The sequence below is a fragment of the Klebsiella sp. HMSC16A12 genome, assembly GCF_001808265.1.
GTDB classification, from domain to species: Bacteria; Pseudomonadota; Gammaproteobacteria; order Enterobacterales; family Enterobacteriaceae; genus Klebsiella; species Klebsiella pneumoniae.
The window spans coordinates 19658-37897 of the sequence record NZ_KV792588.1; the positions used below are offsets into that span (position 1 = coordinate 19658).

At 49.7% G+C, this 18240-nt stretch carries 29 protein-coding genes, 1 tRNA gene and 2 pseudogenes; 14 read left to right on the forward strand and 18 right to left on the reverse strand.

Annotated features, from left to right (window positions below; translation table 11 throughout):
- Positions 1-161: 161 nt before the first annotated feature.
- The 3 genes from HMPREF3140_RS09960 to HMPREF3140_RS09970 form a co-directional block, all read right to left on the reverse strand.
- Entirely contained in the window at positions 162-503 is a 342-nt protein-coding gene (locus HMPREF3140_RS09960) for an HNH endonuclease (protein WP_070552967.1), read from the reverse strand.
- Positions 504-518: 15 nt separating this feature from the next.
- Positions 519-749: a hypothetical protein gene (locus tag HMPREF3140_RS09965; RefSeq protein WP_070552968.1), complete on the reverse strand. Its 231-nt coding sequence runs from the start codon at positions 747-749 to the stop codon at positions 519-521.
- 64 nt (positions 750-813) lie between these two features.
- Positions 814-1059 (reverse strand): DUF2560 family protein, encoded by a 246-nt coding sequence (locus HMPREF3140_RS09970; protein WP_032413046.1) that lies wholly within the window; start codon positions 1057-1059, stop codon positions 814-816.
- Between the two features lie 204 nt (positions 1060-1263).
- Between HMPREF3140_RS09970 and HMPREF3140_RS09975 the strand changes: the two genes are divergently transcribed.
- Complete coding sequence (locus tag HMPREF3140_RS09975; RefSeq protein WP_032412052.1) at positions 1264-1953, forward strand: hypothetical protein; 690 nt, start codon at positions 1264-1266, stop codon at positions 1951-1953.
- A gap of 99 nt (positions 1954-2052) precedes the next feature.
- Here HMPREF3140_RS09975 and HMPREF3140_RS09980 read toward each other — a convergent pair whose 3' ends face one another.
- From HMPREF3140_RS09980 to HMPREF3140_RS10045, 13 genes are all read right to left on the reverse strand, one after another.
- Complete coding sequence (locus tag HMPREF3140_RS09980; protein WP_070552969.1) at positions 2053-2247, reverse strand: hypothetical protein; 195 nt, start codon at positions 2245-2247, stop codon at positions 2053-2055.
- Entirely contained in the window at positions 2198-2473 is a 276-nt protein-coding gene (locus tag HMPREF3140_RS09985) for a hypothetical protein (RefSeq protein ID WP_070552970.1), read from the reverse strand. The genes HMPREF3140_RS09980 and HMPREF3140_RS09985 overlap by 50 nt, the downstream gene beginning before the upstream one ends.
- Complete coding sequence (locus HMPREF3140_RS09990; RefSeq protein WP_029602869.1) at positions 2470-2817, reverse strand: DUF7940 domain-containing protein; 348 nt, start codon at positions 2815-2817, stop codon at positions 2470-2472. Before HMPREF3140_RS09990 ends, HMPREF3140_RS09985 begins: the two co-directional genes overlap by 4 nt.
- Positions 2814-3353, reverse strand: coding sequence for a glycoside hydrolase family 108 protein (locus HMPREF3140_RS09995; RefSeq protein ID WP_070552971.1), 540 nt, complete (start codon positions 3351-3353; stop codon positions 2814-2816). The genes HMPREF3140_RS09990 and HMPREF3140_RS09995 overlap by 4 nt, the downstream gene beginning before the upstream one ends.
- Positions 3354-3355: 2 nt before the next feature.
- Positions 3356-3703 (reverse strand): phage holin, lambda family, encoded by a 348-nt coding sequence (locus HMPREF3140_RS10000; protein WP_064164640.1) that lies wholly within the window; start codon positions 3701-3703, stop codon positions 3356-3358.
- Between the two features lie 506 nt (positions 3704-4209).
- Positions 4210-4788, reverse strand: a complete 579-nt coding sequence (locus HMPREF3140_RS10010) for a DUF1133 family protein (RefSeq protein ID WP_070552973.1) — start codon at positions 4786-4788, stop codon at positions 4210-4212.
- 13 nt (positions 4789-4801) lie between these two features.
- Positions 4802-5782 (reverse strand): DUF968 domain-containing protein, encoded by a 981-nt coding sequence (locus HMPREF3140_RS10015; protein ID WP_070552974.1) that lies wholly within the window; start codon positions 5780-5782, stop codon positions 4802-4804.
- Between the two features lie 12 nt (positions 5783-5794).
- The gene (locus HMPREF3140_RS10020) at positions 5795-6172 is read right to left on the reverse strand and encodes a RusA family crossover junction endodeoxyribonuclease (protein WP_000779146.1); all 378 of its coding nucleotides are present in this window, start codon (positions 6170-6172) and stop codon (positions 5795-5797) included.
- Between the two features lie 9 nt (positions 6173-6181).
- Entirely contained in the window at positions 6182-6991 is an 810-nt protein-coding gene (locus tag HMPREF3140_RS10025; protein ID WP_032412071.1) for a DNA adenine methylase, read from the reverse strand.
- The gene (locus HMPREF3140_RS10030; RefSeq protein ID WP_032412072.1) at positions 6988-7956 is read right to left on the reverse strand and encodes a helix-turn-helix domain-containing protein; all 969 of its coding nucleotides are present in this window, start codon (positions 7954-7956) and stop codon (positions 6988-6990) included. The genes HMPREF3140_RS10025 and HMPREF3140_RS10030 overlap by 4 nt, the downstream gene beginning before the upstream one ends.
- On the reverse strand, positions 7946-8125 hold the full coding sequence (locus HMPREF3140_RS27220; protein WP_004184738.1) for a DUF4222 domain-containing protein: 180 nt from the start codon (positions 8123-8125) through the stop codon (positions 7946-7948). Before HMPREF3140_RS27220 ends, HMPREF3140_RS10030 begins: the two co-directional genes overlap by 11 nt.
- 237 nt (positions 8126-8362) lie before the next feature.
- Positions 8363-8824, reverse strand: a complete 462-nt coding sequence (locus HMPREF3140_RS10040; RefSeq protein ID WP_000230161.1) for a YmfL family putative regulatory protein — start codon at positions 8822-8824, stop codon at positions 8363-8365.
- Between the two features lie 25 nt (positions 8825-8849).
- Positions 8850-9047 (reverse strand): Cro/CI family transcriptional regulator, encoded by a 198-nt coding sequence (locus tag HMPREF3140_RS10045; protein ID WP_016530206.1) that lies wholly within the window; start codon positions 9045-9047, stop codon positions 8850-8852.
- A 92-nt stretch (positions 9048-9139) separates the two neighbouring features.
- On the opposite strand from HMPREF3140_RS10045, the gene HMPREF3140_RS10050 reads away from it, so the two are divergent.
- From HMPREF3140_RS10050 to HMPREF3140_RS27235, 11 genes and pseudogenes are all read left to right on the forward strand, one after another.
- A complete protein-coding gene (locus HMPREF3140_RS10050) occupies positions 9140-9799 on the forward strand; it encodes a LexA family protein (RefSeq protein WP_016530207.1) in 660 nt (219 codons plus the stop codon).
- Between the two features lie 1009 nt (positions 9800-10808).
- Positions 10809-11726, forward strand: a complete 918-nt coding sequence (gene rdgC, locus HMPREF3140_RS10055) for a recombination-associated protein RdgC (protein ID WP_032412076.1) — start codon at positions 10809-10811, stop codon at positions 11724-11726.
- Between the two features lie 87 nt (positions 11727-11813).
- Positions 11814-12113 (forward strand): hypothetical protein, encoded by a 300-nt coding sequence (locus HMPREF3140_RS10060; RefSeq protein ID WP_032412078.1) that lies wholly within the window; start codon positions 11814-11816, stop codon positions 12111-12113.
- Positions 12113-12898 carry a ParB/RepB/Spo0J family partition protein gene (locus HMPREF3140_RS10065; protein WP_032412080.1) on the forward strand — a complete coding sequence of 262 codons (786 nt, stop codon included), beginning with the start codon at positions 12113-12115 and terminating at the stop codon, positions 12896-12898. Before HMPREF3140_RS10060 ends, HMPREF3140_RS10065 begins: the two co-directional genes overlap by 1 nt.
- Positions 12895-13029, forward strand: coding sequence for a hypothetical protein (locus HMPREF3140_RS29500; RefSeq protein ID WP_256781967.1), 135 nt, complete (start codon positions 12895-12897; stop codon positions 13027-13029). The genes HMPREF3140_RS10065 and HMPREF3140_RS29500 overlap by 4 nt, the downstream gene beginning before the upstream one ends.
- Positions 13026-13418: a hypothetical protein gene (locus HMPREF3140_RS10070; protein WP_032412082.1), complete on the forward strand. Its 393-nt coding sequence runs from the start codon at positions 13026-13028 to the stop codon at positions 13416-13418. Before HMPREF3140_RS29500 ends, HMPREF3140_RS10070 begins: the two co-directional genes overlap by 4 nt.
- Complete coding sequence (locus HMPREF3140_RS10075) at positions 13415-13621, forward strand: hypothetical protein (RefSeq protein ID WP_032412086.1); 207 nt, start codon at positions 13415-13417, stop codon at positions 13619-13621. Before HMPREF3140_RS10070 ends, HMPREF3140_RS10075 begins: the two co-directional genes overlap by 4 nt.
- On the forward strand, positions 13618-14619 hold the full coding sequence (locus tag HMPREF3140_RS10080; protein WP_050594849.1) for an ead/Ea22-like family protein: 1002 nt from the start codon (positions 13618-13620) through the stop codon (positions 14617-14619). The genes HMPREF3140_RS10075 and HMPREF3140_RS10080 overlap by 4 nt, the downstream gene beginning before the upstream one ends.
- Positions 14619-14912, forward strand: a complete 294-nt coding sequence (locus HMPREF3140_RS10085) for a hypothetical protein (RefSeq protein ID WP_032412090.1) — start codon at positions 14619-14621, stop codon at positions 14910-14912. Before HMPREF3140_RS10080 ends, HMPREF3140_RS10085 begins: the two co-directional genes overlap by 1 nt.
- Before the next feature lie 228 nt (positions 14913-15140).
- A pseudogene (locus HMPREF3140_RS29630) lies at positions 15141-15464 on the forward strand (DUF550 domain-containing protein); the annotation flags it as partial.
- Between the two features lie 94 nt (positions 15465-15558).
- Positions 15559-15744, forward strand: a complete 186-nt coding sequence (locus tag HMPREF3140_RS27235) for a helix-turn-helix transcriptional regulator (RefSeq protein WP_077253737.1) — start codon at positions 15559-15561, stop codon at positions 15742-15744.
- A gap of 64 nt (positions 15745-15808) precedes the next feature.
- On the opposite strand, the gene HMPREF3140_RS28295 is transcribed toward HMPREF3140_RS27235, so the two are convergent.
- The gene (locus tag HMPREF3140_RS28295; protein ID WP_071993203.1) at positions 15809-16291 is read right to left on the reverse strand and encodes a hypothetical protein; all 483 of its coding nucleotides are present in this window, start codon (positions 16289-16291) and stop codon (positions 15809-15811) included.
- A gap of 9 nt (positions 16292-16300) precedes the next feature.
- Entirely contained in the window at positions 16301-17470 is a 1170-nt protein-coding gene (locus HMPREF3140_RS10095) for a tyrosine-type recombinase/integrase (RefSeq protein ID WP_032412096.1), read from the reverse strand.
- Between the two features lie 195 nt (positions 17471-17665).
- Here HMPREF3140_RS10095 and HMPREF3140_RS10100 point away from each other — a divergent pair.
- Positions 17666-17740 (forward strand) — tRNA-Arg (locus tag HMPREF3140_RS10100).
- Positions 17741-17911: 171 nt separating this feature from the next.
- Positions 17912-18113: pseudogene (locus HMPREF3140_RS29260) on the forward strand (Arm DNA-binding domain-containing protein); the annotation flags it as partial.
- Positions 18114-18240: the final 127 nt, after the last annotated feature.

The following is an 18240-nucleotide window of genomic DNA, read 5'->3' on the forward strand; positions in this document are numbered from 1 at the left end:
ACTTTTCATTTCGCGGTTGTGCACAAAAAGGACTGGCGGCGGTCATTTGGGTTCGAGGTTCTGAACTTTTGACCCGCCCTCCCCCTAAGATGATAATTGATATCATTTAATTTGAAATGATTCCATTTGCAACCATATCGCTACCAAAATGAGATTTATTATCATTTAAACCAGTGCGAGTTAGGATCAAGCGGTATGCCGCTCTCATCACAACCGATGACGGTGCCGCGCTTCTCCATTCGCTGCTTTGTAGAGTCATGGTGCTGCTTACACAGCCCTTGCCAGTTCTTCCGGCTCCAGAATAGCTTTTGCGCTTTCGCTATTGCCTGGCTGTCACCAGAGCGCAGAGCCTCTTTCAGTTTGTGCGGGATGATGTGGTCAACCACCGTTGCCGCTGTCACCCTGCCTTGCTCGTGACACATGACGCATAAGGGATGAGCACGAAGGAAGATAAGACGTTCTCGGTCCCACTTGCTGCCGTAGATGCGCGGCTCTTTGCCCATGATCTGGTCCTGTTATTAAGGTGACCGCTCTATCCTCACCTGACCGAACAGCGTCTGGCGCTTAACCTCGCCGTTCTCGGCAGTGGGGTAACCCCGGCTATCAAGCACGGCGGCAATCACTTCGCCTTTATCGCTATCAGCCGAGAAGGCGTACTTCACCTCAACATCATCAAGGTATACCGTGATACGCTCGCGAACAGGTTCGATGCGTTCACCCGGATCGTCGTCGAGAACTGTCAGGCGCATATGGCCTCCAAGAAGTAAGAATAACGCATTACAAAACCCCTCATGTGAGGGCTTTTGTAATGCCTTAGCTGGACTGCTCGGCAGCGGTATCAAACAGCGCCAGCGCTTCAGTCGCCTCTTGGATAGCCTTGCGGGTCTTCGAAACGATCTCGCTTTCGGTGAATACGCGGTCGAATGAATCAGCAAACAACTGAGATTTCAGATAGCTGTCGCCGACCCAGTCAATGGCCAGCTTGGCCGCCGCAGTGTCGTAGTTAACTTTCTTGATAATGCCAAGGCGGATTTGCTCGGGCGCGGTGATTTCGGACATGTGCTTTTCCTCAATACCATCAAGATACACCGAGAGACTATCAATACTCATAGCCATGCTTGGTTCATCTCTGATAACAGGCGATAAATAAAAACTATCTATTGCAATGTTCATTGCTGCTCTCATAATTTATTACATGGGGGTATTTGATAAGCAAATAGTTAGGTATAACATGCAGAAAACAACGTAAAAGGGTAAATCTGTATGTCTAGACAAGGTACGTTAGATCTGTTGCAAGAAGTGGAAGAATGCCTTGAAACAATGAAAAAAAGTCAGCAAATCAAGCCAGTAAAGGTCAAGTCGATATTAGAAAACTTGCGAAGCTCGTTAGAGTATGTTGCTAATGATTCTTATGATAAGTATGTTGGGGCAAACAGCACGACTGTGCGTCCTAAGATTTATTTCCCATATGGAGAGCAAAAGTTCGTAGACAATTTTTTCTTAAAGACACTGAATATAAAACAACCATCATCAGAACCATTATACAAAACTTTCAACTCGATACAAGATTATCATACTGGTAAAAATTGGCTGAAAATGATGTGTAATCTTACAAATGAAGTTAAGCATAGACAACCTATCCCTCTTAAAGAAGATAGTTTTGTTAAAGACATCAGTGTTAGCGTAGACGGTTTTAGCTTGATTCAAGCCGACGGTTCATCCAACTTCGTTTTCGAGAATAACTATGTCAATGGTAAGAAAATACAGGATTTCAGTCTCAAAAATGGAAACTTGGAAGTAAGTGGAAAAGGGGTGCCTCTAAACATTGTTATAACTGAAGAAAAAAAAATAAAATTCCATGGTAATAATTATGAAGTTATTCCTTTCATTGAATCATGCATAATAAACATTAGAAACTTCATCGTTGAAGCATATGATGAATTAGAAAAATAATAATGACTTAGCTGAACGGTGCTAAATTATTTCAGTACAGTTCTGCATCTCCATCATTAACAACCGCCAGATCTACGAGTAACTGGCGGTTAGTTTCTCTCATTTCGTTGCCTTTTCTGTTGATTGCGGGCAGTTCGCCAGCACTGATTTGTTGTGCGCCAGAATGTCGCGCTTGGTCTGCTTATCCAGCACGTCGATATCGTGGTCGGTCAGGTAGATAATGCGAATCCAGTAGCAGGTGGTATCAACGACTACCGGGGCGGGTGAAGTGCTCACGCAGCTCCCGATCAACATCGTCATCAGGCATATGGCTAACAGTCTGCTGTACATCGCTGGCCTCCTGGGTAACTTCTGCTTTCCGTTCTGCCGCGGCGACTGTGGCGGCAGCGTTCTCTTCGATACGCTGCTGATCGGCTTTGGCTTCCGCCTTACTGGTACCGCGAGCGTGACCAATGCCAAACGCGCCAGCAATAGCACCCAGGATGACAACCACCAGCCCCGCGATAATTTCAAAGCTCATTGCTGCGGCTCCTTCAGTTCGTCGGCCTTTTCTTTCAATGCTGGCTGGCGTACGTACTGCGATAGCACGGCCAGCACCACCAGCGCAGGACTAATCAACGCAACGATGTTTGGCGGCAGGATACTTTTGATATCCGGTGGCAGCATCGCCCAGGCGTGCAGCGCAGCATCCGGGAACGACTGCGCCCATACACCAACCAGCGCGCCGATAGCTCCCAGCTTTACAGACCAAGTTTTCAGCAGCAGGCTGGCATGGCCTACGAACTCCAGCCGGGTATATTTGCGCAGAAGTAACAGAACGAGCACAGCCACCAGCACGAGCAAAGCGAAAATGATCATCTTCACAGGACACGCTCCTTAACCCAGCCGTAGAGAAAATCCTCGTTGGCTTCGCGGCCCTCAGCTAGTTCGAGATATCTGACACCCTGGCTGCAGTTCAGCGCACGCAACAGAACCTGTTCACCCTCTTTCCCGCGGGCGGAAAGATATCCCTTAAGCGCGGTGATGGTTCGGGGGCCAATGGCTCCATCCGGGATAAGATCGGGATAAAGCTTCCCGCGCATATTCATTGCCGTCAGCCAGCGCTGGAAAAACTTACTGGCAACCGATGGCCCCATGTTCACGCCAGTGTCGCAAAGCTCATCTGCCAGTAACGTAGATAGAGCTGCCACCTGGTCAAACCGGGGGCCGGTCCAGTAATCGCTCAGCAGGATTTGCTTTGCTGTTTCCCTGGGCAGGTCCCGCATATCACCGGTGTAGCCATGTGCGCGAGCTATGGTCTGCGTGATGCCCCAGCGGGTCGGCCCGCCTTTATCAGAGGGGTGATCGACATAACCACCCTCTTTGCCGAGGATCCCCTCGATAATTTGATCTGCTGTCATGGTTAAGCCTTGTTATCGCCGCCACCGATACCGAATCGGCCGCCAAGATATTTCATTACAAACGCCCTTATGGCATCTACGCCAACGAACCCCACCCCACCGCCAATGGTGATTGAGAGAGATTTGGGGAAGTCTAAGTATTCAAGCGCCGATGCGAATGTAAGCGTTAGCGCCCCACACAGAAGCCCCTCAAGAAGCATCTTTTTCCAGCCGCCACCGCTATAAGCGATTCGAAGACCCGCCATAACAACTGAGAGCAGAACTGCCCCCAGCGGCGTATCTCCGCGCCACCAGCTCTGCAGCAACTCCAGCAGATCAGGCCAGTTACTCGGGTTATTTGGCATTTTCATAGTCTCCACCTCCGGTTTAACGGGGTGCTGTGTGAATAAAAGGGGGGCAGGCCCATCGGGCTGGTTTAACAACGCTCTGTATCGAAGATGATTCCCGTGGGCCTGAAATGAAAAAAGGCCGCATCTGCGGCCCTTTAGTTATTCTTTGTGGTAAATATTATTTTTTTTAGCTTTAGCAACCATTTTGGCAATTTTGCTTTAGGTCGCCAAATATTTCTTGCTTTAGTTCTGGCTTGCTCTTCTGTAATTCCAGGAATCTTAAGCCAGCGCTTATAAGACCGATATTCGAATATCCGATTTATCAAGTAAGCAACCAATGGGAAGGTAATTTTGATAATCGTTGCAACAAAGACAAGGGTTGTCATTGCTGCGAAATGCTCGACTAACTTCCTGTATGTATAAATTATGAGATCAAGCATTCTTAATCCAAAAAACCCGCACAGGTGGCGGGTTTATGTTTTGTTTTGCTGCTCAGTTCGCTTTAACGTCCCCGAGCCTATCACAATTCAAGCAGTTTCTGGCTCACTTTGCAAGTAAAATCTGTCGCCATTTGTGCCGAATGCGTCACACATTGGTGCGTATAGCATCGATTCTGCTAAACTTATCCATGCATCAACTCTTCGCCTGCAGGTCATAAAACACCACTCTGGATGCTTTTCATAAAGCTCTTCCGCTATGCGGCGTTTGCTCTTCCGTAACCGGTAATGCTCCACCAGCAGGTGATACAGCTCTTTGTGACCACCCGTAATAAGGACTGCCCCCAGTACCTTATCAATCAGCAGTCCTTCATCGTCTGTACAGAAGGCCAGGCCGCTTTTGTTTTTCCCCGCGAGTATTTCACGAAAAAACGCCTCAAGCTCTGGCTTGGTAATGCCTGATTTTTTCATACGGCGCAAAGCATCGTTTATAGCGGTCTTCGTTATCTTCCCTGACGCCAACAGCTGATTGAACATATTTCCACCACTACCGCCGCCGATGTAGGACCAGCGGCCCCACATACGCAGCTTCCCTTGAATCCAGATGGCCTCAAGCGTTTTCAGCCTGACCATTTCACCAGCTTTTCCAACCTCGGACGGGTTAATCATTATGCGTTCTCCACTATGCCAGCACGCCAATTGCCAGCGAACGATCCAGAAATCGAAACAGCAGCTCCAGCTGTGAGCCGTGCTTCTCCTCAAATGCCACGGTGTCAGCGTGCAACTCGTCGTGATGCGCTCTGCAAAGCGGCAACACAAACAAATCGTGCGCTTTTGTTCCCATTCCACCTTGTCCGTGGCCTATCAGGTGATGGGGATCATCTGCTTGTTTGTTACAGCAGACACACTGCTGGGACTTAACCCAGCGCGTCCAGCTCTCGTTTACCCAGCGGCGGCGCTTTGGTCGCAGCATGAATGATTCCGGCGTTTCAGGATCTACGCGAAGACCGAGAATCTTTTTCTGCACCACTTCGCTCGCCGCTGGCTCCGGCACAATATCGCTCTCCTTCATCACCGGTTGATGCTTTATTTCCGGCAATCGCAGGGCTTTCCGGGCCAGCGATTCAGGGATGACGTGTGCCAGATTGTTTATCACCAGCCACCAGCACAACTCGGGGATCGTCAGTTGATGGTCTTCGTTGAACCCCAGCTGTGAGCGGATGACCGTTATCAGCCAGGATACCAGGTTCTCACGCGCAATGCCTGCCAGCGTCTCTGTGTACTGATCACGCACCAGGTTATCGCAGGCCCAGCAAAGGCGGATGCTGCCAGGCTCATGTCGGAACAGCGTAAAATTTTCGCTGTGCCATGAGCCGTGGGGATACTGGCATTCAAAACGACGCTCCAGCTCGGCTTCCAGCGAGCTGATACCACCCGCGCGCAGAATGACGTCTTTGTTTTCGAATACTGGCTTCAAAACCGGATCTCCTGCCAGTGGCTGCGTGGCGGGAGGGATAGCGCCAGTTGCGTAGTCGCTGTATTTTTCCGGTGCAGGCTCAATCAGTACCCGCCCTCTCCTGAACATCGGCATGAGATCAGCACCTGGGCGAAGCAGAACAACGCCCATGCGTGGGGCAATCTCAGGGGTTAGTAGTGCTCTCATTTCATCTCCACGTCAGGCAGCTGCACGAAAACGACGGATAGTGATTTCTACTTTCCCTTTCTTCACGATGTTCCCCCACTCCACCAGCATGCGCTTAACCTGACTGTCGTCTTCCCAGACGCCTGTTAGAGTCAGGGCATCGAACAGCGCTTTGTTGTAGTTATCGATATCCCGACGGCGCTGATCCGGCGGATACAACACAATGTGAACCTCAGCCAGATCAGAGGATGGCCGGGGAACGGCTCGCAGTTGCTCAATAATCGCCGCTCTCGCTGCCTGCTGGAACTTGCGACCTGTCTCGCTTACCAGATGCCTGCCTTTCAGCGGTCCCTTGCTCGGGGCGCGCCAGTAACTATTTACGCTTGGTGGAAATGGTAAAGTCAGTTTCATTTAGCCCCCTTAAAGGATCGCTACAACGTCTTTTGCGACTTCCCGCGTACTGCTTTTGCAGGAGATCGAACGGCGCGCTTTGATGAATTCCAGGTTAAAACCATGCTCCCGGTACAGGTCGAGAACCTTCGGTGCAGATGAGTTAGAAATCACTACCCGAGCGCCACGGTGAAAGGCAGATACACATTGCTTCGCCAGGTCCACCTGGTTATCCCAGCTAAAACCACCAGCGGCGTAGGCGGTGAATCCGGTTGTTCCCGGCATCGGTTCGTAAGGCGGATCGCAGTAAACCACATCCCCTTTACCGGCCAGGCTGATTGTCCGGCGGTAATCAGCGGTCATGAATACGCAGTTATGCGCCATACCCGCGAAGGCTTTCATCTCATCCATCGGGTAATACGGGGCCTTGTAGCCTCCCCAGCCCACATTGAACTTGTTCGCCTGGTTGTAGCGCATCAGGCCATTGAAGCAATGCCGGTTGAGATACAGGAATGCAGCTGCGCGCTCAGTAGCATCCAGCGTCTGTGCGTTGAACTCGGAACGGATCAGCTCATAGCCATCTGGTGACCGCATGTGCTCAAACATCCAGCGGGCCTTTAATTCCACTTCATCCGGCACTACCGCTAACATCTGATACAGATTAATCAGGTCCGGGTTAACGTCCGCCAGCAGGTAATCTGCGTGCTTTTCGCTGTTCAGGAATACCGACCCACCGCCAACGAATGGCTCTATCAGGCGTTTCCCTGCCGGGATATGCACGAACAGGTCAGCCAGCTGGGTATACTTTCCACCAGCCCATTTCAGAAATGGCTTGCTCATGTGCGGAACCCCGAGTTTTCTGGCAATGAGTAATCAACCCCATCGAAGCTGGCTCGCGAAATGGACGACTCCTGGCGGGAGCTATTGAGTGGAGCAGATAGTTTTAACGACAGCTCATCCCATTTTTCCCGAAGCTTCGACGGGCTGAGTACGTTTTTACACCAGAACGAATCTTTGTTGGCGCGCTTGAACAGTGAGCAAATTTGCTTATGGGTTCTCCCGTCCTGCATCACCATCAGGCGAACCTCATTCGCCCATGCGGTCCAGTTTGGTTCTTTAGGGCGAACTACCTCACCATCACTTTCAGCCGCCAGTTCGTACATGCTGATAATTTTTCCCCAAATGAACTCGGCGCAGGTTAAATCGTCCTGGCTGCCCCACTGCCGCTTTGCCGCGCTGTACACCACCGCGTCAGGATGTCGTGACAGAAATTCATCAGCAGAGCCCTGTTCGTCCGGTTGCGAAGCGTCCGGACAAGAAGGATTTATATCTGATGGATCAGTAGTTGATTTTACTGACGGATCCCCACCAGATTCTGACGGGTCAAAACTGGTTTTTTTGATGGATTCCGACGCCTCAAATTTTGAGGGGTCAATTTTTGACGCATCAGATTTTGACGCATCAGATTTTGACGTGTCAGATTTTGATGTGTCAGAAACTGACAGGTGAGAAAATGCCGCTTTCTGTAGTTTGGAAACGTTGAGCTGGTAGACGTTCGATGCATTACGGTTGCCGTTGCGGCGCTGTGTGCGAGTGAGCCACCCCTCTTTCTCAAGTGCAGCTATCGCCTTTCTGACAGTACTTTCACCAGCGCCAATCTGACGGGATATGGTCGCAATAGAAGGCCAGCAAACACCCTCATCGTTGCTGAAGTCAGCCAGGCGCGCCATGATTGCCACGCTGGATAGCTTCATCCCCGAAGATGCACAAGCGTCCCAGACGTATCCTGTTAATTTAGTGCTCATGATCGTCCTTTATTTCTCTGAATTTACGTCTGAACTGCTCAAGGGGGCTAAAGCATTCATGCTCGTACCCTTTACGCAGGTATATAACGCGCTGTGTCTGAGGCTCCCAGCGTATGACCCTGACCGGGACACCGTAGTGATCTCTGAACCATCGGTTAAGTTCTCGCATACTTTCTTCGCCTGGCCGTTAAAGTCCCCTACCACCCACTGAGCAAACTGGTAGCAGACAGGTTCGAATCCGCCTGGTACTCTTACCCCATACACGAACTGCACCGGCCCTGCTCCACCAGGAACCGGACGCGCCACAAGTTGCGACCTGCGGTACTGTGTTGATAAACTGTTCATGCGTTAGTAATCTCCACTGATAACGACACGCCACGACGCCAGGAGCTGCAACTCGCTGGCGTCACTTCTTTTTGCGGGCAAACAACGTGATAATTGCCGCGATCTCTTCTTCACGCGCAGCCAGATGGCGGCGGTGATGCACCATGATTTCTTCAGCTTCATGTCTTTCGATTACCCCATCCTCAAGTGCCTGTTCGATAATCTGATCAACCTGTCCCCTGGCGGCAGAGGTGCGCATTGCCCGGCTGAACAAGTCCACGCGATCCAGCTCTTCCAGGTGCGGAACATCCACCAGCAGAGCCCCACGGCGGCGAGCGAAGTAATCAGCCAGTAACGACGTGTTGGAAATGTCTTCCATCGCTTCCAGCTCGCTGACTTCGAAGAAACGACAGCCGTTTTTCTCGTAAAGGTTGTTGTTAAACTGCGTCACCGTCATTCCCAGTGCGCCAGCCATTGCTTCTCGCCCGCCTGGATATGCTTTGCACATCGCTTTGACGGCTTCTTTGAGGTTTGGCTCTACCATATTGATTTTCCTTTTGTAGTTACTTTCAAGCGGCTGAATCTGTAGCCTTTTGGTAAAGGCTGGCGTCGTACTTCAGCTTGCCTTTCGTAATTCGTTCGATGACGAATGCTTGTTTTTGAGGGATGACTTCACCCCATCGGCAAACTGCCGGGTGGGAAATACCAAGAACACTTGCGGTTTTTGATACGCCTCCGAAGTGTTCGATAACTTCTGATTTACGCATGGTTCCTCCTGGTTAACTTACGCCTTAAAGGTAACAAAAGGTACATTAAATAGCAAACAACAGTTACAAGGAATCAATGTAACATTGGTTACATGAAAACAGAGATGAAAGACCGAATAAGATCCCGTCGAGTCCAGCTCGACATAACACAGCAGACCCTGGCTAAACGCTTAGGGGTAAGCCGTGTTTCCGTAACAAAATGGGAGAGCGGCACTACTAAACCTGATGGTGAGAATCTCCATCAGCTGGCGGTGGCGCTGCAGACAACTCCAGAATGGATTCTTTACGGTCGAGGTGAGGAAACGCCGGATGATACAAAAGTTATTCCGTTCCTTAAGCCACCCACGGCAGTTCCTATTATCTCCGCGGTTCAAGCTGGGATGTGGACTGATACTTATGCATGCTCAAGGCTTTCTGATGTGATTTCATGGACGCAAACCACTGCAAACGTTTCTAATGAAGCATTCGGACTGGTAGTGCGCGGGGAGTCTATGACTAACCCTCATGGTCTGCCATCCATCCCAGAAGGATCGATCGTTATTGTTGAACCGCACTATGGTCAACTGGATGACCTTTACGGAAAAATTGTAGTGGCAATACTCGACGGCTCTGCTGAAGCTACCGTTAAAAAGTTGGTATGGGATAGCCCTTTCGCATACTTGATGCCACTTAACCCTGCCTTTAAACCCATCCCGATAGATGGTAATTGCCGGATTGTTGGTAAAGTGGTTCAGATTACCCAAAACATTTAAATTACTCATTTCTAAAGCCAGATCTCCTTCTGGCTTTTTTTTCAATCCACGGGTAACAAAAAGTACATAGCTCTCTTGACCATATTAGTAACTAAAGGTACATTTAAATCACATCACGAGTACCGGTAGTTACATACTCTGATGTGGCAGTGAGCATTACGGCATATGGCACATGTGCCGCAGCGGCCTGAGAGTCCCTTTATCCATGCCTCTCAGAATAACCGGAATGTGCAAGCTAAGTGTTTCAGGCACGACGTGCGCCCCACCAGCGCGGCGAAAAGGTGTGACGCCCGGGAAGAGTCCGGGACACAACGATGAGGGCATTGACGAGCAAGGCACAGAGTCTGGTTCGATTCCAGACGCCAGGATAGTTCTATATCTGGTGATGGGCAGGGAAAAGGTCCGTTCGATTCGGACACCGGCAGTGCTCTCTTCGTTGTGGCGTGTACAAGCGTACTGCAGCGCCGGTCGACGCAAAGACCCGGAAATCGACTGAGCAACAGCAGCTGGTTGCAAATACCAAAACAGAGCGGCGGGAAGTAAGCAGATTAGCGATCTGGTGTCACAACATTCATTCCCGATAAGTCCCCTTCTACTGAGGAGGTTTATCGGGACTGGAAGAGTTACCACTTGGAGACGGTCCTTTTAAATGTCCTGGACAGTGGCGGTTCCGCATCGATAACAGCGGCGACAAGATGATGCAAACGGCAAAGGTCGTTAAAACTCGTTAGGAGCTGGCGTGGCATACGCGACACACGTGATAGGGCGTGAATGCCGTAAGGGGCTATAACCCTTCAATCTCGTTTCGGGCGAGTTCAACCCGAATGACAGCCGGAAGAGACGGCACAGCCCTGACGATATCTGAGTGGCTTTAAAAACAGATGGGAGCCGGTGGAAGCCCGGCACACAACAGGAAAAAGCACTGTGTTAGTCAAGTGAGTTTCCAGTGCTTCAGTGCTCTTTCCGTTGTGTGGAGATAACTAACTAATCCTTTGCAGAGGACACAGAAATGAAATTATCAAAGTTGCGTAACGCCATTGTCTATCGGGCTACTTTGCCCAGTATTGAAGCGGTTGAAGGGCACCTGCAGGAATTGCCCTACTCTGAACTTACAGAAACGGAGTTCGCGCGGGCTTCCTTCGTCCCTAATCCGATTACCGGCGAGCTGGTTACGCCAATTACTGGCGGTTATGCAATCGTGGTTCGCCGCGATGAGAAAATAATCCCCCAGCACGTCGTAATGAAAGAAGCCAATGAGCGTATCCAGCGCATCGAAAATGCATGTGGTCAGAAACTGAAGCGCGCTGACCGTAACAACATTATCCAGGATGCTAAGGTTCAGCTCTGCAAACAGGCATTCATCAAGTCGTCTCTGATCCTGGTCCTGTATAACACTGAAGAGAATCTGCTGATCATTAACTCCGCCAATAAAAATATTGCCAATTTAGTCGGGGCGATGCTGGTTAAAGTGATCGGCTCAGTAAAAACAGTCACGATCAACATCAGTGATATCAAAAACGGCCTGACAACGCGCCTTAAAAACCATCTGGACGGCGAAGAATCAGCATTTGCCGGGTTTGAGGTCGGTGATTATGTCCAGCTATCCCGCCTGGCAGACCAGAAAGAAGTTATTCGCTACTCTGCGGAACATACTTCCGTTACCAGTGAAATTCTGGAGAGCCTGAACACAGGTTTTATCGTCGATAACATGGAATTAAGAGGCTGCGGCGTCTCTTTTCTGCTTACAGATAAGTTCCATTTCCGGCGGATCGATACCAAGGATAATGATTATTCTGATGATGACGACAAAGCCTACCGCTGGCGTCACCAGGCAGGTACGGACATGTTCCAGTTCTGTAAAGTAATTAACCAGCTTTGCGACCTTCTGTCTTACAAAGAACCAGAAGAACAAAAACCAGCAGCCTGATTAGAACAGCAGCAATTACCCCATTCTCATGGGTTGGGTTGCTGCACCCTAAAACGCGTTGCAGCGCGTCAGTTGGAGAAATACAAAATGGAAAAAACAGTACAGCAGTTAATTAAACTTGCTTTTGAGGCAGCTAAAACAATGCCTGCTGCAAATTCTGAACTTATTAAAGAGCTGGCAACAATGCTCGATGTCTCGAATATTACCCTTCGTCAGGCATGTAAAGAACGTGACGCTATGAAGGAAGAAGTTATTTCCTGGGCAAAAGAATGCGATCGAATTGTTGAGCGTCACACAAAAACCCGCAGCAATATGCACGTTGTGGAAGCAATGCGCGATCTGAAGAATATCGCAACGGCATCCACCAGCAATGCGGAGGCTCTCTGATGGCTAAAGACTCAAAGGTTGTATACGGGGCCAGCGGCAAAACGAACGTTTTAACGTTCGAACCTGAAAGCCTGCATCTGGTCACCGACAAAACTCACCCGCTTTACGATGAACGGGTCCACCTTCCTATCGACGAAGGGATGGTTCTTAACATCAAGGAGCTGGGTGTACTGGAGCCGATTATCGTCTGGAAAGACCCAGAATCAGGGCTCACCTGCGTAGTTGTTGGCCGTCAGCGCGTAAAACATACCCTGGAGGCAAATAAGCTTCTTTTGAAAGAGGGCAAAGACCCCCTGCTTGTTCCTGGGGTCGTTAAGCGCGGATCAGCAAATCAGATGGCCAAATACATGGTCAGCGAAAACGAAATTCGCCGACCTGATACACCGCTTGGCCGGGCTAAAAAAATGTCAGACCAGCTCGACCGCGGGCTCGATGAGGACGACATTGCAGTGTTGTTTGGCTGCAGCGTTCAGACCGTGCGTGCAACGCTCTCTCTCCTCGATGCTACTCAGGCCGTCAGGGAAGCGGTGGAATCTGGAACAGTAACCGTTACCCAGGCGCGTCAGCTGGCATCTCTTAAACCCGAAGAGCAGCGGGAGAAGGTCTCTGAAATAGAAGCGGCAACTGCTGGCACAACCGGCCATGAAAAAGCCCGGCGTCAGCGTCAAATCCTCGGTGAGGCAAAGCCGCGCCTGAAAACCCGCAAAGAAATCACAAAAGCCCTGGAATCTGCCGAGGGTGAGTATGCAAGCGCACTCCGTTGGGTGCTTGGGGAGGCCGTATGAATTTTGATCCCGAGAATTACAGCAAATACACCCTGCGTCGGCTCGCCGCCCTGTTAGATGTGATCTGCTGGGTGCTGATTGCCGTAGTAACCGTTGGTATCTGCATGTTTATTGAATGGTGGACAGCATGAACATAAAAGAGATCGGGAACGTGTTTCACTGTGATTGCGGCTTTTCATGGCATCGCGGTAAAAACGGTAACCATAACTGCGCTGATGGTTTGCGTGAAAAGGTACGGCTACTGGCGGCGGAGAATATGGCGCTGAAGAACGCCATTACAGACCATAGTCATTCGGTTCACTTCTGCGAGGTTTGCGGAAAGGATGATCCGTGCAGCACTGACGATGTTTGTTATGCGCTGAAAGATATCCCCGCCACCGATCGCATTGTTGCAGAGACCGAGGCGCGCGGAGTTGAGAAGGCCATCGCTCACCTGGAGAAGAAGTTCATCAATATCGGCGTGCAGATCATGAATTTGCAGTGGCTGGCAGACTCGCTGCGCAAGGGAGCATCAGAATGACAAACCGAATCCCTAGCTTCGGCTGGAACCGCCTGAAGCTGGCAACGCTCACCTATGAGCAACTGGCTCAACTGGAAGAGCAGGTGAAGGCCGAGCACGCCTGCAAAAACGGCATTCACCTCTTCGACAAAGCCGGTCAGCGCAAACTCGATGCCCTGAGCTGGGCCGTATACAACAAGCAGAAGGCGGAGCGTGCAGCATGACAACTGATATCACCGAACTGACACCTGAAAAACTGGAAGAAATCCGCCAGCGCTACCGCCCAACTGAAGTTCCTAAATGTCATATTTGTGGCTCTGAAATGACAATTCAGCGCATGTCGGCAAGTCGCATCACTTACGGCTGTGCTGGCGCTATCTATGACGAAACTGGTTGTCATTATGCTGAAGGCCGCAGCCTGGCTGATGACCACTATGCTGAATCACGCATCACAGTAGTTGATGTAAGCGACCCTGACGTCCTCGCGCTGGTAGATGCGCTGGAGAAGGCGCAGCAGTCGGCCAAAGAGCGAGACGAAGAGAATCAGGATTTGATGCTTACAATTGGGCGCCTTCGAGTAGAGAGAGAGGGCCTTGAAGCTATTCTCGCTGCAGCCGAAAAACTGGTTCGCTGCAAAGGTCGCTATCACAGCGAGCAGAACTACCGAGCACTGGCGGCGCTGTTTGGCGTGAATACTCCAGACCTGCCGCCGCTGGAGCATGAAAACGTCCATTATGCCGATGCTGCAGAGATGGATATTGCAGCACTCCGCCAGCGCATCGCCGAGCTGGAGTCCCGCACCGTGAAGCTGCCAGCTGAGCTTTACACAATCGGTGAGCTTATCAGGACGCAGGACAACCGCATTACCGATCAGCCCATGTTCGTCGTTTTCCAGAAGCGTGAAATTATCGGAAGCGATGAGCACTCGCCTAGCCGAATTTGCTGGGTATGGGATGGTGAAGAGGTCAGCGAACTGCGAGCCAAGCGGCTGGAAGCGCTTTATCAGGATGGTCGCGATACCCGCGGATATGACCGATACGCGATGCAGGAAGTAGATGAGTTTGTTACTGCCTGCTTTACCGAGCATGGCTGCAAAGACTATCTGCGCCAGAACGGCCATAACCTGCGGTTGCCGTACATTTACGCCTACGGCTCTTTCCGAAATAACGAATATCAATTGGTTAGAAATTGGCTCGCTGGCATCAAGGTGGAGGATGAGTGATGGATACTAACGAATTGCTGGAACACATTGACGCCGGGGACTATTACGAGGCCAGTTTCCTGCTCAACGAAAAATGCCCAACTGCTGAGCGCAGATTTAAGCGCCTCACAAAAGGCCTGGCGGAGTTACTCAAAGACGTGCAGAAAGAGTTCCCTGACGCGAATTATTACACCGCCTCCGGTGGTTTTAACTTGCTGCTTGGTAGCGCAACTGACTGCGGTTCCACTGAGGGTAATCAGTTGATTGCCGTTTCAGCCAGTGAATATCTGAGTTTAGGCGACGGAGATTTCTAAATGACCAGCAAATTTACCAGAGAGCGCCTGCAGGAAATCGCTGAAGATGGATTCCTGAAGCATGGTGAAAGCAAAGAGCTGGCCCGCATGGCGCTGGCCGCAATGGACAGCGAGCCGGTGGCGTGGACAGATGAACAGGAGTTGCGAAACGTTGATCGTGGTGGTTGCGGGTACCTTTTCACTGTTAACCCTGTTACTCCGCATGCAGACGAGCGCCGAATTATTCTGCTCTATCGCCACGCGCAGCCAGCGTCGGAACGTGAGCAGGTACGCAGTGCGCATGCCGAGTGGTCACAGGCAACTGTCGGTAATGTCGGCCCGGTTGGCCCGCTGAAGCATCTCAGCAAAGAAGCACTGGAAGCCGCTGAACAGCCCGGCGACCTGTCAGAATGGGCTGATATGCAGTTCCTGCTGTGGGATGCGCAGCGTCGTGCCGGTATCACTGATGAGCAGATTACCCAAGCGATGATCGATAAGCTGGCGGTAAACAAGCAGCGCGAATGGCCGGAGCCGAAAGACGGGGAACCAAGGCTGCACATCAAAGAACAACCTCGTAAAAAAGTAGACCGCTGTGATGTTTGTACTGAAGGGGCTCGTGGCGGGTGCGGGACATGTATTTTTAACGGTAATTTTGAATGAGGTGCTTATGACTTCTACAGATTTTATGGAAGAGAAAGAAGTATTCGAATTACTGGGGAAGAAAAAAACAGCTGTATGGCGTTTGCGTAAAGAGCATGGTTTTCCTCAGCCTGTATTAACATACCCAACCCGTTATAGTCGTAAAGCTGTCGTACGCTGGATTGAAGAGGGTGGGGTTAATCCTATTGGTTGATAATATGAATTTTAATGGCTGTTCCACATAATTTGGTTCAGCCATTATTAACAAGATGCAATAATTAACTCTCTTTCATGAGTACGTCTGCAATACTTTTAATAAAGTTGTATAATTCATATGCTGGCATGCGTGCATCACTGATATCAACTTTACGCTCAATAACATCTGATGGATCTATTCGTTTTATTCTTTTCATTAAACCTGCTAGCGTTCCATATTCATCCTCAATTAAAACCCTTCCATTAAAATCATTAAATTGATTTCTTGTGATATCAATATAATAGTCACCTAACCTTACAAATACATGCGCACCAATAAATTGACTTACTTCATCAGGACAATTCACAAATATAATTTCCGGAGCGTAACCATTTTCTTCTAAATATTTTCCAAGAAAGTTACTTGCCAAGTCACAACATCCATATGGAAAATTATTCAATTCCGACCATCTGTGCATATGAAAACATTGATATGAACGGGTGTCAGCAGCAATAACTAATGCGTTTCGAAAAGCATGCACTATTTTTCGTATATTATTATCCATTCTCTCACCTTATTTAAGGGCATTAACATGCCATAAAATTTTATCTGCATAAAGTTCATATGCTTCTTTCTGTTCCACCAGCCAATCGTGCTTGTTGTAGACAGCCATCACTCCCCCCAGTTCATGCCCCAGCATCTTTTCTGTCACATGGGGCATAACCCCTTCTCCTGACAAATTGGTAACCAGCGACCGCCGGAAGTCATGCGTTCGCCATTCTGGTATATCAATTTTATCCCTTAATTTTTTCATGTAGAGATTTGCTGACGAACGATCTATTGCCTTGTCCAGTTCCTGGCCGGGAAACAGAACATCGTTTCCAGCATTTAGCAGCCTATCAACGTAAGGCTTTACCTGATCGAAAATAGGCCTACGAATCACGTTCCCCATCTTGGAATGCTCCGATGGAGTTGTCCAAATCAAATCATCCATATTGAACTCGCTGGCGGTAGCAAGGCGCAGCTCTGATAGCCTGGCTCCCCAAAGCAAAAGCAGCTGATGAAGCACCTTGTTAGAGGTAACGATCTTGTTGTTCTCCAGCGCCAGCCAGATTTTAGCCAACTCGGTATACGTGAGAACACGGCTACCCACATCAGGTTTTTTGCCAATGGTCTTAACGCTAAGCTTCAGGACCTCGCACGATGGGATCAACTGGCGGCTGATACACCAGTTCATTACAGAACGTAGTTGTAGAAGAAGCACCCTGGCCTTTTTGCTGTTCTTCTTTTCCTGCTTATCAAAGAAACGCACCCATGCAGAAACAGGAATGTTAACTACCGGAGCGTCCGGGAATTCTGTGTACATCGTGTTGTACACAACTGACTTGTACAGCGTCTGAGTGTTAGGTTTCAGCGTTTCAACATACTTGCTCCACCACTGATCCAGGCACTCTTTGAGAGTCAGCTCGCCATCTTCTTTGGCAAAATAATTTTTCGGGTTAAGCCCCTTGAGGTACAATTCGCGCATCTCACCGACGACTACGCGCGCCTCCTTGAGAGACATAGCGGGATAGCGGCCAATGGAGAGGCGAACGGGCTTACCGTTCCAGCGATAACGAAACTGGAATGTGATCGTGCCTGTAGGAGTTATGCGTACACTCAGCCCGTCACCATCTGTGACCTCAGCTGCGCCGCTGTATGGCTTAGCATTGATGCTACGGAGTTTGGTATCACTAAGGGCCACGGCTCTGTATCCTGTACACACTGAAATTCTGCATTCTGTACTCAATGTGTACGCAATGGCAAGTGAACGAAGTGATTTTCTAAGCGAATCGATGCGAACGGAAAGGAAATAAAAGGAATGAAATGCTTGATGGTACGGGGAATGATAGGATAACATGCAACACAAGCTGAACGCTTAAAAATCAGTAAGTTCTATGTCCCCTTAGTTAAATGGATATAACGAGCCCCTCCTAAGGGCTAGTTGCAGGTTCGATTCCTGCAGGGGACACCATACATACCTCTCCTGCCATCTACCAAACTCAATAAAACCCCCTTATAATCAGTGAAAACCCCCTATCCTGACTATGCGACGTCAACAGATGTCTCCCCATTTCAACGTGAATCAATTAACGTTTGGGGTCTAAGTGCGGGCTTATCCTGTTCAACAAAAAAGTCCCCAAAAATGACCTTAAATACACGTCGGGCCGAGACTGCAAAACCCAGAGACAAGGCCTATAAGCTCGCTGATGGCGAAGGGCTCTATCTCATGGTCAATACTAACGGTTCAAAGTACTGGCGCACGTAGTATCGGTTTGCCAGCAAGGAGAAAAAGCTCTCATTCTGGAAGCTACCCGAACATCTCGCTTGCGGAAACTCGCACTAAATGAGATGCGGCAAAAAAGTATTGGAGAATGATTAGGATCCCGGAGAGGTCAATAAAGGCCACGTAGTTAGCCAAAAAACTCTCGGATACCACTGCATGGTGATGGTGCCAACTTACTGATTTAGTGT